Here is a 13022-nt window from a genome sequence, read left to right as displayed (position 1 = left end):
TTATGAAAAAAATACTTTTGCTTGCGATGCTGTTGTGCAGTATGCCACAGTTCGCACAGAAAACCTTTGAAGTGTACAACTTTACCTCGCAGACGGTACAATTGGCCGATATTGCGACCAAACCATCCGGGGCAACGGTTTATCCGGAATTCCACAGCAAACCTTCGGGCCTGATCAGCATCCCGCCGGGCGGAAGCTATACATTGGTGAACACGGCCAACCTGTACCGCTTTCCATTGTATTCGCCTTCGAGTTCCCCCGTCATCCCTACCTGGGAACGGTTGACATCGCCGAGCCCGGGAACCAACATGGCGAGCACCGCGGCCTGGCCTTTGGCAACCAGCCAGGTATTCAAGGAACTGTTTTTCTATGTAGGTTCGGCTTACAAATCCATCAGTGTCACAAGTCCGGTTGTTCCCTTGCAGCCGGGCGGGTGGCAGGCTGATTATGTGGAAGACAACCCCGCACCGAATGTGTGGTTCTACACCATCGTGATTTACTAAACCTTTTAGCAATAGGGTTATGTTGAAAGGCGTATCGTTTCGGCGGTACGCTTTTTTTATTGGAACGCGCGCAACAAATCGGCGATGTTGGCCGCAATAATAAGTCCGTACAAGAACAAAAAAGCAAGATTCACGAGCAATCCGATGATGGTTTTTACACTTCTGGCCTTGCGGATTTCCTTGATCGAATACACCAATCCGACATTGGAAAGTACGGCCACAACGATAAGCGCCACGGTAAAAATCGAAGATGCCGTAGCCGATCCCGAGTGGAACATCGACATTTGAAAAACGAAAGCGCAGACAAACAATGCCAATGCCATCAGGGCAAACCGGAACCCTTTGCTCGAATTCTTCATTCTTTTTTTAGCCAAGATACCATTTTGCAAAGAAACAGCAGCCTGATCGACCATTCCAAAAAATCTCTATCTTGCAGCAAACAAACCCAAACCATGAAACAATTGATCCTTGTGCCTTTCGCTGTCTTTTCCCAAAATCTCTTTTCGCAGGATTTGTCCATTCAAACCACGACCGATTCGATCTACAGCGACAAAGAGGTAGACCTCAAACCCGAAGCTATCGGCGGCAAAGACAAAATGAATTCCTACATCATGAAACATTACCAATTGCCCGACGAGCAAGGGCTCAACGGCAAGGTCATCGTATCTTTTGTCGTTGAAAAAGACGGCAGCGTTTCCGATTACCAGATCGTACAGGATGTTGGTTTCAATACCGGTACACAACTGCTCGAAATACTCCGGAAATTTGACCGGTGGAAGCCCGGCCAGAAAAACGGGATTCCGGTCCGGGTACGTTACCATTTTCCATTGAATGTCATGACCGCCCAATGACATGAAAAAGATCCTGTTCCTTTTGGCCCTGCCCATCTTTTTCTGCCAATGCAAGGACAAAAGGATTGCGCCCAAAAAAATCGATGAGCCATTCAATGCTTTCCTGCTGCATTTCAATACCGACACCGTCTTCCAGAAAAGCCGCGTGGTTTTTCCTTTGGTGACCATGCAAGCGGAAACCGAAAACAGCGACCAGCTTTCAAAGAAGTTCATCACAGAAGCCGATTACCAATCCATCGACCTGAGTTGGAACGATTCCTACACGCAGCAAGTCCTCCTCAACGACCGCAAGGCCACGATTCAGATACGCGGGGTTGACAATGGCATCCATACCGATGTGTTTTTTGAAAAGAAAAACGGCCAATGGAAATTGGTCGGCTGGACCGATTTATCGGATTGATCGATTGGATGTTAAATCAAGATGTTGTAAATCAATCATTTTTTAGTACATTCGTTTGTGTTTGATTGTCAATCATTTAAAAACGAAACCCATGAAAAAAGCTGTACTTCTTTTTTTAATCCCCTTCTTTTTCCATACTTCCTACGCCCAAATCAATCTCGGTACGACGATCTTGCAGAATACGGTGGTCGCCTCGAACCTCAACGTGCCCTGGGACATGACCTATGGACCCGACGGTTGGATCTGGTTTACCGAATTGCAGGGCAACATCAAGCGCATGCATCCAGATACATTCCAGGTACAGCAGGTCTTTGCCATTGGCGATGTCGCGCTTTTCGGTTTCAGCGTGGGCTTGCACTCGATCGTGCTGCATCCCGATTTCAATGCGAATCATTATCTGTATGTGCATTATGCGTATACGAATACGACTTCCAAAATTGTGCGCTACGAATATGATGCGGCCAACAATACCCTGGTCAATCCCACGATCATCCTCGGGAGCATTCCTGCCGGGATTTCCCACAATGGTTCCCGCATGGTCATTTTGGACGACAAACTGTTCATCTGTCTCGGGGACACCTACAACACACCGGCCGTGGCACAGAATTTAAGCTCGATCAACGGCAAGGTGTTGCGATTGAACCTCGACGGCAGCATTCCTGTCGACAACCCGATCACGGGCAGCTACATCTGGTCCTGGGGGCACCGCAATCCACAGGGCATGTGCTATGCCAATGGCCGACTGTACAGTTCGGAACACGGCACGAGCAACAATGACGAGGTCAACATCATCGAAACCAACCGCAATTACGGCTGGCCGACGGTGGAAGGCGTCTGCAATACGGCTGCCGAACTGACCTTTTGTGCCGAGAACAACGTAGCCGAACCGATCTGGTCCTGGTCGCCGTCGATTGCCCCGGCGGGTATCGATTATTACCAGAACCCGGCCATCCCGGAATGGAACAATTCTTTGCTGGTGGCCGTTTTGAAAGGCAAACAGTTGATCCAGCTCAAGCTCAACGAGGAAGGTACGCAGGTGGTCCAACAAAACATTTACCTGGCCAACACCTACGGAAGGTTGCGCGATGTACTGGTGCTTCCCGACGGGCGTGTGTTCTTGTGTTGCTCGAACCGCGATTATGCGGGCAGCCCGATTGCGGCAGACGACCGCATCATCGAACTCAAAAACCCCGATGCCTTGGGCGTAACGCAATATGATTCGAATCAAACGGTAGTGTATCCGGTTCCTTCAGACCATTTGCTGCACATCGATTCGGCCCCAAGTGCCGGCCATATTTCGATTGTCGATGCAAACGGCAGACAAGTCTATCTCGGCCAGTATACGGACACGGTCGATGTGGATCAACTGGCTGCGGGCATGTATGTATTGCAGTTGTTGGACAGCAATCAGAAAATAATCGGCCAAAAGAAAATCCTGGTCAAATAACTTGCTGTTTACTTCGCAAGAATTTCCCGAAATTCCATAAGACATTGCTTTTTGGCAATGCGTAGCTTCGAAGGAAAATAAAGTCCAACTTAAAATCGAAGACGATGAAAAGCAACCTGACCATGGATTTTTCCATAGACCAATCAAGCAACAGCGTCCATGTAAAAAAGGAATTCGACGCACCGCTCGCCACGGTATGGTCGGCATGGACCCAAAGCCAATGGCTCGACCAATGGTGGGCGCCCAAACCCTGGAAGGCCCAGACCAAATCGATGGATTTTACCGAAGGCGGCCGCTGGCTCTATGCGATGGTAGGCCCCGAAGGCGAAGAACATTGGAGCATCGCCGATTACAAAAAAATCGAACCGCATCAGTTTTTTGAAGGCGAAGATGCGTTTACCGACAGCCAGGGAAACATCAATCCCGGTATGCCGCGCATGAATTGGAAAGTCCGTTTTTCTAAAACTTCAGATTCTACACTTGTTGACATCCACATCACTTTCGACCAACCCGATGATCTCGAGAGCACCCTAAAAATGGGGTTTCAGGAAGGTTTTACGATGGGATTGGGCAATCTTGATGAATTGCTTGCGAAAGATGGCAACGGGAAGCAGTTGTAAACCGGGGATGCGTTTTTTGTATCTTACCACTCGGTGGTTTCGGCGGTGAAAGTGATTTCGGGGAAGGCTTCGTTTAATTTCTTGGCAATCGACACAAGCTGTTTTGCTTCATCCGCATGGACAAAACCGAACAATTCCTTGTCGTCCTGTGGGTTGCCTCCGTAATAGTATTCGCTCATCAGGACCACCAGTTCGCTCAGGTCCTCCCCATAGGCACAATCAAACTCATGGTTGAAATCCTTGCCGAGGCTGTTGGAATATTTGCCGTCGAGTATCATTTTCAGATTCGAGGACAATTCGGTTATTTCCTCTTGAGAAAAATCTTCCCCATTGTCTTTTGTTGCCGCAATCAAACTTCCAAAATCGCTCATCTGCTTTGTTTTAAGTTATTGGATATTTCTGACCGGCGTCAGTACATATTCCGGACTTAAGTTTTGGTAGCGCTGTTGTCTGGCAAACGAATCGCCAAGATTCTCCATGAGATCACCTCTTTCGACCGCGTTGAGCCAGTGTTGAATATCCATTGCCACCCAAGGATAATTGGTTCCGCCGTATTCCTCGATGCAGATGGCTCCGTAAGTGTCATATCCCTTGTGGGTTTCGAGCCGCCATTTGCCGCCAAAATGCCAAAGCCAGGCCGTCCCGAAATAAGCCTTGACCCTTTTGCGCAAATCGTCGAGCCCAATTTCGTCGAGTTTGGCGTAGTTGCGGTGGTAATAGAATTGCACCTCGTTGACTTCGTCGGACGAATAGCTGAGCGTATCCTTGCCCAGTATGGTCTTGACCTCTGAAATATACTGCGGGATATTGTCGAGGAATTGTTGGTATTCTTCTTTGAGTTGGGGTAGTTTTTTCATCGCCTTCGAAAAAGAGTCATTGGTTTTAAACAATGTACAAAGAAAAAGCCCGTATCACCAATCCTCAAACTTTGCTTCCATCTCAAAGACAAACCCCAGGCTCAATTCGAGTTTTTTGATGATGCGTTCGCATTCCTGCAAATCGTCCGCCTCTATGTCATCGCGCATTTCATCGACGTCCTCATCGTCGTAATATTCCGTGATCAGCACACAATAGACATTGTCGCCCAATGAACGGAGCTTCCGGAAGTTGCCGCCTGTGATGTTCGAAGGAAATTCGGAAGGAACGATTGCTTGTTCAAGCGCCCCGACAATCTGCTCCTTGTCGTCATCGGTCAATTCGCCTTCCTTTTTGGCAAAGGTTATCATGGATCCAAAATCACTCATGTTTTCAATTTTATAGGTTGTATTAATCTTTTCTGCATTTACCGCCCCATTCGTCCGAAACCTTGAAATAATTCAGTTTGTTGCGCCACGGCAGGCTCAACGGATCTTTATCGCCCGATTCGATGTTGCGGGCCCAATCTTTGGGACAGACACTAGTCCACGGGTATTCCGGCGGCCCCCACTGCACTATGATCGGGAAACCGTAATCGCGGTCGGCTTTCTGCAGGCAGATTTTCCAGTTGCCCCCTAAGTAACGCATCCAGGCTTCCCCACAGTAGGTCACGAACATTTCGAACTGCTCGTCGTGCCAGTCGCCCTTGACTTTTTTCTTCTTTACGTAGTCGCGGTAATTCTTGCCGATCTGGTCGATCTCGGCTATGGAATAATCAAGCGTCTGTTTACCGAGCATGGCCTTGGCCTTGGCCAGGTTATTTTGGATATGGGAAAGAAAATGGGCATAATATGCCTCGATTTGTTGCTTGGTTGCTTTTTCTTTGGGTTGTTCCATGGGTTTATTGCACCAAAAATTATCTGGCAGTCAATCTAAAATTACCACTCGGTGGTTTCGGCGGTGAAGGTGATTTCGGGGAAGGCTTCACTCAGCGCTTCCACTATTTCTTGTGCCAATTCCAGTTCAGTATCTTCAACGAATTCAAGAAGTTCTTTGTCCTCAATAGGATCACCTCCATAATAATGTTCGCTCAACTGAACAATAACCAGGGAACTTTTCGAAGTTCTGTTGAAATTGGCAGAGAAAGGTTCTCCCATCGTATCGGTATACATATCGTCTCCAATGATGGCCGCCAGTTTTTCCGAAAGCCCTGCAATCTCTTCTTCCGAGAAATCAGCCTCGTCTTTTTTTATGGCTGAAATGATTGTACCAAAATCGCTCATAAGCTTGTTCTTTTTACAGTTTTATTGAATATTTCGTATGGGCTCCAACGGATATTGCGGATGATTCTCGAAAAACCAAATATAGTTCTTGTAGATGGCACTGATGGGTTTGTCCAATTGGTTTTCCCTGGACATACTGACCCATCCGGACGGATTGATGGCCACTCCCCTATATTCCTTTCCACCAAATCCTGCAAGAAGCGGCACTCCGTATTCAGAGGCAGATTGATGCTTTACCATGAACCACTGTCCGCCAAAATGCCACAGCCAAGCAACTCCAAGATAGGCCACAACCATCGTATCCAATTGTTCAGGCGTGAGTCCCAACGATGCGGATTTTTTTTTGTGCTTTTTAAGGAATTTTTCAACCTGTTCAATCTCACTCAGTCCGTAATGGAAAGTATCGGTCTTAAAATAGGACTTCAATTGGTTAATGTAGTCGGGAAGATGGTTGATGAAATCTTCGTATTCCTTTTGTACTTGTTGGAGTGGCTTCTTCATATTAATATAAAATTACCTGGAATTTTTTTAAAGGTATTCCATTTGCCTTTAGCTTAGCTTGAATTTGATCCAATACGATTTCTTCTATACCATTAAAGGCATGCCATTCGATTTTTTTTGTTGAAAACCCTTTATACTTTATTTCTGCCTTTAAAATTTCAATATCCAAATCGATTTGTTTCATATAATTCATCGTAATGGGACCCGATTTTACTTCCCGCATCAGTCCGTTTAGAAAATTATCAGGATAACGCAAGTCGTAAATTATTTCCCCATCAGGCCCAATAGATGTCAATGTTATGCCTTCAACGGGTCGTTCAATTTTCCCTTTTAAGTGTTTTATTATTTTCGCTTCTGCTAATTTACCGACTTTTTTATTCTTTACCAGTTGAATGTATCTTTTAATATATACTTTTTCAGAGAGTTTTTTTCCAATTTTTTTAGCTTTATAAGCTTTATATTTTTCTATTGCTTCCTTCAGAACCGCTTCACTTTCTACTTCATCCAATATTTTTTGAATATCAATATCGAAATCCTTTTTGATTTTAGCTTTTCCTTTGGCAACTAATTTACCGTATTTTTTGCGGAGTGCTGCGTATTGAGGACTTCCTGATTTCCGCCCAATCCCAAAAGTTTCCTCCAACCATTTGACGATTTTTTGTACCATATCATCAATGGCTTTACGGACAGATTCAGTGCCGCTTTCGAACAATTCCTCCATTTTTTTGAGGCTCGCGAAAAAGAGATCGACCATTTCCGAGGCCGTCTTCTTGGCCGCCTTGGATGCCTTTTGGCCCACGGCCGAAACTTCTTCGAAAAAAACGGCCACCCGATCGAGTTTGGCGACTTTGGCGACTTTGGCCAGTTTGATCGGCGGGATGAGGAATTCGAGGATGTTGATGACCAGATAGCCGAAGTAATAGCATACCACGCTGCTGTTCATGTTCTGCACCTTTTCGAAGATTTCCTTGGGCAGCATGAACGTCAGATAAAAATACAGTTCCTGTATCGACTCGAAGCTTTTACTGATGATTTCGCCCCAATCGAGTTTGGCGATGTAGTGGATCATGTTGTCGATGCTCTCCCTGAAGATGCGGTTGTAATAGGCTTCGTCTTTGCGGTAAGTTTGGTGTGCCTTGACGCCTTTCGAAAAGAAGTTCGACCAGATTGACAATACCTACTATGAGATCGATGACCCCATTGATAAGACCACACATGTACGCCCATATGCCCTCAAGGACTTGTTTGTTCTCCTCAATAAAATCCAAAAGACCCGTAAAAATTTTTTGGGCGAACGCAATGATATTTTTGACGCCATCGGGTATCTTCTTGTTGTCCTTTATAAATTGCTCGAGTGATTGGGCCATGTCATTGAAAAACGCAATCACTTTGTCCTCTGATTTGCCAAACACATAGCCTTCGGCTTCGGAATTCCATGCCATTTCACTTAAGCGGACATTTTTCTCCAGAAATTCGGCCAATAATTTTGCGGCGGGCACCACCAAATTTTCGCCTGCTTTATCGATTAAATAACCCGGAGCCCGCATGACCATGGCCACGATTTCCTCGAGGAGGTATTTTCCCGTGGACATAGAACCCAGCAACTTCAAAACCTGTACTTTGCTCAGTGCAAATTTTTCACTTACCCATTCTGTTTTGAGTACTCCGAGCACATATTGGACGGTATTCTTTCCGGCCTTGACATACAATACCTGGTTCGAAAACACATCGCCATCGGGCATTTCCAGGAAAATGGCCATCTCGTCGTCGCGAACGATGGTCTTTTTGTGCATTTCCTCGAGGTACTTGCCGTCGTGCGAGATAAACAACCGCAGGTCGGCTATTTTTTTATCATACTCGGCGTCATAATGACGGTTGTTGTTTTTGTCTTCGAATAAGATGGCGGAAAACTCATTTTTAATGTATTGCTCGGTTTCTGCCTCGTTGAATCCGGGCCCGCCCGCATAAACGGTAAAATTACTTTGGATTTTCGCTTCCCTGAAATTGCCAAATTTATTGGCCGCCAAAGCGCCCAGCGTATAGCTCGACATTTCGGTATCGTATAAGTAATGGGGATAGGCAGGCGCAGGAGACTTCGCCAGTTTGTCTGCTAATGTCATACATTATCTTTTTAATGCATTTAGAAAATAATAAATAAGCATACGGCCGCAGTGCCAGAAATTTTTGCGGCCGTATAAAAAGGAAAGCCAAACGGTCTTGGACTTTCCTTTTATTTTTCCTGCTATTCCACTGGAGGTTTCGGAAGTTTGGCGGTACTGTTTCCGATTGGGTTTTCTTCACCTTCTTCTTCGCAATCGGGCGAGCAAGGCAGTCCTTCCCCAGCCAGCGACACGCCACTGCTCTGGATCGCGATCAGGTTGGTCGGCAATACGCTTTCCCAGGTTTCCTCAATCACGTATTCTTGTTCCCTGAGCTCGTCGACAATAGAAAGGTAAAGCGGATCCCCGAGTATCGGCAGCCTGCCACCATTCCAGATTTGTCCAAAAGTCATGTAGTGCATGACCGCATCTTCAAAGCCTGGTCTTACGGTAACCACGACGCGCGCCATACCGGCTTGCATGAAACTCCTGAAGATGGCATCGTTGCTTTCATACTGATAGAGTTCGCCCCAATCGGTACGGTTGCCCCAATAGAACGGATAGAAATTGTAACTGATGTTGTTCCATTCGAAAGCCTGCTCCATGAATTTGGCAAAGCTGCCATAATTGTCCATGTCCTTGTCCACGTTAACCTGATGGTTGCCAAAAGTAGCACCTTGGTTGTACATCAGTCGGCCAAACCTTCTCTTTGAATTGGTATTGGTATCGTCGATCAAATAGGAAATACAATTTTTGCGCAATACCAGTTGTTCGATCTGACGGTAGAACAATGGATTGGAATCGAGTATACGCACACCGTTGGCCTTGATCTCTGCCAATTTCTGGTTGTATTCGTCCATCTGTTGCTCATAACCTTCGAGAATGGCCTCGAAAGTTTCCTTTTTCCATTTGACAAGCCCTTCGTTGGTCAACTGGCATTTGATTGAAATGGCTACATTGTAACCAATATTGTTGAGCGATTGCAAACTCAATGAGATGGTTTCCCTGAAATTATCGAGTATCGGGTTGTCTGGTTTTTCCGTATTGAACCTTTTGGTCCTCGAATTGCCGTCCATCCAAGACTTGATGTTGCCCACACTCACGCCAAAAGAACGGTAGAAGGTATTGTCAAAATCCCTTGAGGCATCCATTTTGGCGTGTACCGTCTCGTATCCTTCCGGGATTTTGAGGTTGAAATCTTCCTTGACCGCCCCTCCTCTTTTAGGATCCCAAAACACTTCTACACCACCCGAAAAAGTCTTGTTAATGTAAATAAAAGCGGTCGGATAAATATTGACCTCGGCAGAATAACGGGAGGCATACTCCATATAATTTCCGCCATTTACTGCATTAAAATCGGGCAATCCGTTGGTGCGTGGATCGAGCGGGATACTCAATATCTGTGCGTTGATGTCCGAACTGCTTGCGCCTTTGCCCAATCGATGGAGCTTGCTGGGTTGCGGAATCATGAATTCGTACATCAGTCGCTTTCCGTAGTTGTAAACCTGATTTTTGTAAATCGCATTGATAAAACGGTACACCCCCGAAACGTGCTCATCGCCTTGGCGGTTGTCAAAGATGTGGCGGTTCGTATCTTTGAATGTTTCTGTAACCCGGACGGTTTTTTCCCTACGGATACGGGAAACAATTCTTTCTGTGGCGCGCTCGGTGATTTCCTTGGCCTGCGTCACGGCCTGTCTATTGCTTTCCTCCTTGGATACATTCGAGGCATAACTGCCCCCTGCGTCGAGTGTGGTACCGGCGCCCAACGAGGCGTGTACACTGGCATGGGCTTCGAACTGTTGCTGTTCCTGCAGGATTTTGGCAATTTCAGTTTGCATCTCAAACCGTTGGGTCGAACTGATGTCAGACAACGATTCTGTTTCTATGTCTTCAGCCTCAAAGGTAGTGGTTTCCTCGGTGGTGATCTTCTCGGTACTTTTCTCCTTGAACTCGCGTGCCATGATGTTTTCGATATGGGCTACTTCACCGGCACGGTAACAGCAAATTTCCTGTACGACCTTTTTATAATCTGAAACACCAAGCTGACGGAAACCAAACCCTTTGGGTACAAAGGCATCCAAATCGGCGCTGGTTTCGTCTCCTGGTTCGGCCGATTTATCGCCCAGGTAATTCCCGATGCAAGGATTGGTTTCTGGATGTGGGTTCTTGACGCCAAACGTTTTGACCACACCATTGGTAAAGGTAATCGTTCCTGAAATCTCTTTCATGTCTTCGGAAACCGAATTGGGCAGGCCGTGCGGATTTCCGAACAGCAATTCAATCTGTACCGAGCCCAAAAACTGGTGGGTCTGAATGTAGGTATTGACCGGCGTGGAGGAACCATCGTTAAAAAATACGACATAGCTGCAGGATGCAATCTCATAATTTTCGGGCAGCACAATGGTCATGTAAGGATAAAATCGTTCATCATCGACGATGTTGATGCAGAGTTTGAAAGGAATCTTGCCCACTTTTTCCCATTCGTTGACCGGAATGACCACACCCCCTACAGCCATGATGGTTTTGGAAGTAAAGGTTTGCGTATTGGCGATGAGCTTGTTGTTGTCTTGCATGGCTTCTTCAAGTGTCTCATAATATTCGGTGAACGATTCGGGATCATGATCGAAAAGTTCATCGAGCACCTTGTACAATCTCTTGGGCATTTTCTCTTTTATATACGTCGGTATGTGTAGCGGTTCGAATACAAAAACCGGTAAATTTGGCGGGATTACGTAAGGTTTTTTACAAAAATCAGGAGTGCCTTCCGGAGGTTTTGCCGCGCACATTTCGTGGGCCGTCTCAAAGTAATCCAGATCGTATGCCGCCATCAGCACCTGCTGTTCTTCCAGAAAAATATTGTAATTTTTGTCGTACTTTTTGCCGTTTTCGACTTTGTATTTTTTCTCGATCTTTTGAATTTCACGCAGACATTCCTCTATTTTAGAAACGTTTCGTTTGGCCTTAAAGGCATTGTAAACCGCGTCTAGTTTTGCCGAGTCGTGGAATTCTGCATCCTCCTCAGGCGCTTTGGCCAAGAGTCCACCCTCGCCCAGCCCAAAATCATCCCCAAAGAGCGACATCGGAAGGATGACCTTGGCATTGACCAATGACATGATCACGCTTTCCTTGTCTGCAGGAAGTGGATAATTGAGTAGTTTCTTTAAGGTGTTCTGGAGCACCAGCCATTCCAGAATCAGTTCCTTGACGTAAAACGATTTCTGGGTAACGATCTGATAAAAGAGGTTGTCCCAAATCAAGATTTCTTCGGTGTCGCTCAACGGATCGACCGGTTCGAGTTTCTCAAGGATTTGCTGTGGGGTGAATTTGGACCTGTTCCTGGAAAGCCACACCGCCTTGGTATTGAACGTATCATTGAAATCTTCGAGTTCTTTGGACGATTGGAAGGCCACGAAATCATCGATCGCGCCCACCAAGGCCGTCCATACGGGTTGGGTTGGCGGCTTGGTATTAACCGCTTCGATAAAAATCCCGGTCAACGATTCCTCATCGTCGGGATTGTAGGGATGAAACACAAACCGGATGTCCTGGTTTTGTTTGTCTGTTAATTCGGGACTTCTTAAGGTTTGAAAGCGAAATAACGTCGTTTGGTTTTTTGGACTGCTCATAAATTTACCATTTTAATTACACTAAAATTAGTGCAGCAATCCACTGGCAAACAATAAGTAAAACCACTGCTTTTGCGTTACGTAGAAATACTACAGGACAGCAACAAAAGCAATTGCATCAAGTCTTCAATCATAAGGTATCTGTTTTTGAGGGCATACAAAATCGAACCGAAAAAATTTCTAGAGTTGGTCTTTTTCATGATTCTTTGGCGATGTGTTTCAACGGTACGCACATTGATGAAAAGCAAGGCAGCTATCTCATTGCTGCTTTTTTCTTGACCGGCCATTTTGATGATCTCAATTTCGCGCTTGGTCAACGGTGTTCCACAGCACAATTGCTTTTGGGCATTCTTGCGATCCCAGACCAATAAATCGCGCAGGGCTACACCCATTTCGGGATCAAAATAATAGCCCTTTTGTACGATGCTCCAAATGGCATGCTCGAGTTGCTTGGGCTCCGATTTTTTACTAAAATAACCGTGGGCACCTGCTTCGATTATCTTTTTGAACGTTGCGTTGTTCTGGTGTTCAGATACGATGAGAATCTTCTGCTCCGGGAATTCTTGCCTGAGTTTGCAACAGGTCGAGAATCCATCCATTTCCGGCATTTCAATGTCGAGTAAAATAATATCCGGATTTTTGTTGGGAAGTATTTCCAATAATTTTTTGCCATTTTCCGCTTCGAGTACCACCTCAACTCCTTTGAAGGTACCCATCAACATGATCAGGCTTTTGCGAAACAGATTGTGGTCATCCACAACGGCGACAGTCAGCATGGGCGCTTGCTTTTTTTGTTAAACCTCTATCTATAAACTCACTGATGCCGACGTGCTC

At 45.9% G+C, this 13022-nt stretch carries 16 protein-coding genes; 5 read left to right on the top strand and 11 right to left on the bottom strand.

All coding sequences use genetic code 11. The annotated features are described in order from the left end of the window. Positions 1–2 precede the first annotated feature (2 nt). On the top strand, positions 3–503 hold the full coding sequence (locus tag QM717_RS05610) for a hypothetical protein (RefSeq protein ID WP_415035667.1): 501 nt from the start codon (positions 3–5) through the stop codon (positions 501–503). A 56-nt stretch (positions 504–559) separates the two neighbouring features. Here the strand turns inward: QM717_RS05610 and QM717_RS05605 are convergent, their stop codons facing one another. Continuing rightward, complete coding sequence (locus QM717_RS05605; RefSeq protein WP_415035665.1) at positions 560–862, bottom strand: hypothetical protein; 303 nt, start codon at positions 860–862, stop codon at positions 560–562. Between the two features lie 93 nt (positions 863–955). Here QM717_RS05605 and QM717_RS05600 point away from each other — a divergent pair, with 93 nt between their 5' ends. The 4 genes from QM717_RS05600 (at position 956) to QM717_RS05585 (ending at position 3821) form a co-directional block, all read left to right on the top strand. After that, positions 956–1354, top strand: a complete 399-nt coding sequence (locus QM717_RS05600) for an energy transducer TonB (RefSeq protein WP_415035663.1) — start codon at positions 956–958, stop codon at positions 1352–1354. A gap of 1 nt (position 1355) precedes the next feature. After that, positions 1356–1754 (top strand): DUF4348 domain-containing protein, encoded by a 399-nt coding sequence (locus tag QM717_RS05595; RefSeq protein ID WP_415035661.1) that lies wholly within the window; start codon positions 1356–1358, stop codon positions 1752–1754. Positions 1755–1845: 91 nt separating this feature from the next. Next, positions 1846–3201 (top strand): PQQ-dependent sugar dehydrogenase, encoded by a 1356-nt coding sequence (locus tag QM717_RS05590; RefSeq protein ID WP_415035659.1) that lies wholly within the window; start codon positions 1846–1848, stop codon positions 3199–3201. Between the two features lie 104 nt (positions 3202–3305). Beyond that, entirely contained in the window at positions 3306–3821 is a 516-nt protein-coding gene (locus tag QM717_RS05585; protein WP_415035657.1) for an SRPBCC family protein, read from the top strand. Between the two features lie 23 nt (positions 3822–3844). Here QM717_RS05585 and QM717_RS05580 read toward each other — a convergent pair whose 3' ends face one another. The 10 genes from QM717_RS05580 to QM717_RS05535 form a co-directional block, all read right to left on the bottom strand. Further along, entirely contained in the window at positions 3845–4192 is a 348-nt protein-coding gene (locus QM717_RS05580; protein WP_415035655.1) for a hypothetical protein, read from the bottom strand. A gap of 15 nt (positions 4193–4207) precedes the next feature. Beyond that, entirely contained in the window at positions 4208–4678 is a 471-nt protein-coding gene (locus QM717_RS05575) for a hypothetical protein (RefSeq protein ID WP_415035653.1), read from the bottom strand. 54 nt (positions 4679–4732) lie between these two features. Next, positions 4733–5065, bottom strand: coding sequence for a hypothetical protein (locus QM717_RS05570; protein WP_415035651.1), 333 nt, complete (start codon positions 5063–5065; stop codon positions 4733–4735). 22 nt (positions 5066–5087) lie between these two features. Then, a complete protein-coding gene (locus QM717_RS05565; protein ID WP_415035649.1) occupies positions 5088–5573 on the bottom strand; it encodes a hypothetical protein in 486 nt (161 codons plus the stop codon). 41 nt (positions 5574–5614) lie between these two features. Continuing rightward, the gene (locus tag QM717_RS05560) at positions 5615–5959 is read right to left on the bottom strand and encodes a hypothetical protein (RefSeq protein WP_415035647.1); all 345 of its coding nucleotides are present in this window, start codon (positions 5957–5959) and stop codon (positions 5615–5617) included. A gap of 21 nt (positions 5960–5980) precedes the next feature. Further along, positions 5981–6460, bottom strand: coding sequence for a hypothetical protein (locus QM717_RS05555; RefSeq protein ID WP_415035645.1), 480 nt, complete (start codon positions 6458–6460; stop codon positions 5981–5983). A 1-nt stretch (position 6461) separates the two neighbouring features. After that, positions 6462–7529: a hypothetical protein gene (locus QM717_RS05550; protein ID WP_415035643.1), complete on the bottom strand. Its 1068-nt coding sequence runs from the start codon at positions 7527–7529 to the stop codon at positions 6462–6464. Further along, positions 7483–8580, bottom strand: coding sequence for a hypothetical protein (locus QM717_RS05545; protein ID WP_415035641.1), 1098 nt, complete (start codon positions 8578–8580; stop codon positions 7483–7485). Before QM717_RS05545 ends, QM717_RS05550 begins: the two co-directional genes overlap by 47 nt. A gap of 122 nt (positions 8581–8702) precedes the next feature. Further along, positions 8703–12188 (bottom strand): hypothetical protein, encoded by a 3486-nt coding sequence (locus tag QM717_RS05540; RefSeq protein WP_415035639.1) that lies wholly within the window; start codon positions 12186–12188, stop codon positions 8703–8705. A 77-nt stretch (positions 12189–12265) separates the two neighbouring features. Then, entirely contained in the window at positions 12266–12964 is a 699-nt protein-coding gene (locus QM717_RS05535; RefSeq protein ID WP_415035637.1) for a response regulator, read from the bottom strand. Positions 12965–13022 lie beyond the last annotated feature (58 nt).

The sequence above is a fragment of the Flavobacterium sp. genome (assembly GCF_047602195.1).
Taxonomy (GTDB): domain Bacteria; phylum Bacteroidota; class Bacteroidia; order Flavobacteriales; family Flavobacteriaceae; genus Flavobacterium.
Note: the sequence above shows the minus strand (reverse complement) of the source record. Positions and strands in the feature narration are given on the sequence as shown.

What these genes read in the sequence shown, in the direction of transcription:
- QM717_RS05555 (WP_415035645.1), bottom strand. Translation starts at nt 6,460, where the DNA reads ATGAAGAAGCCACTCCAACAAGTACAAAAGGAATACGAAGATTTCATC.
- QM717_RS05535 (WP_415035637.1), bottom strand. Translation starts at nt 12,964, where the DNA reads ATGCTGACTGTCGCCGTTGTGGATGACCACAATCTGTTTCGCAAAAGC.
- QM717_RS05580 (WP_415035655.1), bottom strand. Translation starts at nt 4,192, where the DNA reads ATGAGCGATTTTGGAAGTTTGATTGCGGCAACAAAAGACAATGGGGAA.
- QM717_RS05560 (WP_415035647.1), bottom strand. Translation starts at nt 5,959, where the DNA reads ATGAGCGATTTTGGTACAATCATTTCAGCCATAAAAAAAGACGAGGCT.
- QM717_RS05590 (WP_415035659.1), top strand. Translation starts at nt 1,846, where the DNA reads ATGAAAAAAGCTGTACTTCTTTTTTTAATCCCCTTCTTTTTCCATACT.
- QM717_RS05545 (WP_415035641.1), bottom strand. Translation starts at nt 8,580, where the DNA reads ATGACATTAGCAGACAAACTGGCGAAGTCTCCTGCGCCTGCCTATCCC.
- QM717_RS05610 (WP_415035667.1), top strand. Translation starts at nt 3, where the DNA reads ATGAAAAAAATACTTTTGCTTGCGATGCTGTTGTGCAGTATGCCACAG.
- QM717_RS05600 (WP_415035663.1), top strand. Translation starts at nt 956, where the DNA reads ATGAAACAATTGATCCTTGTGCCTTTCGCTGTCTTTTCCCAAAATCTC.
- QM717_RS05585 (WP_415035657.1), top strand. Translation starts at nt 3,306, where the DNA reads ATGAAAAGCAACCTGACCATGGATTTTTCCATAGACCAATCAAGCAAC.
- QM717_RS05605 (WP_415035665.1), bottom strand. Translation starts at nt 862, where the DNA reads ATGAAGAATTCGAGCAAAGGGTTCCGGTTTGCCCTGATGGCATTGGCA.
- QM717_RS05570 (WP_415035651.1), bottom strand. Translation starts at nt 5,065, where the DNA reads ATGAGTGATTTTGGATCCATGATAACCTTTGCCAAAAAGGAAGGCGAA.
- QM717_RS05575 (WP_415035653.1), bottom strand. Translation starts at nt 4,678, where the DNA reads ATGAAAAAACTACCCCAACTCAAAGAAGAATACCAACAATTCCTCGAC.
- QM717_RS05540 (WP_415035639.1), bottom strand. Translation starts at nt 12,188, where the DNA reads ATGAGCAGTCCAAAAAACCAAACGACGTTATTTCGCTTTCAAACCTTA.
- QM717_RS05595 (WP_415035661.1), top strand. Translation starts at nt 1,356, where the DNA reads ATGAAAAAGATCCTGTTCCTTTTGGCCCTGCCCATCTTTTTCTGCCAA.
- QM717_RS05550 (WP_415035643.1), bottom strand. Translation starts at nt 7,529, where the DNA reads ATGATCCACTACATCGCCAAACTCGATTGGGGCGAAATCATCAGTAAA.
- QM717_RS05565 (WP_415035649.1), bottom strand. Translation starts at nt 5,573, where the DNA reads ATGGAACAACCCAAAGAAAAAGCAACCAAGCAACAAATCGAGGCATAT.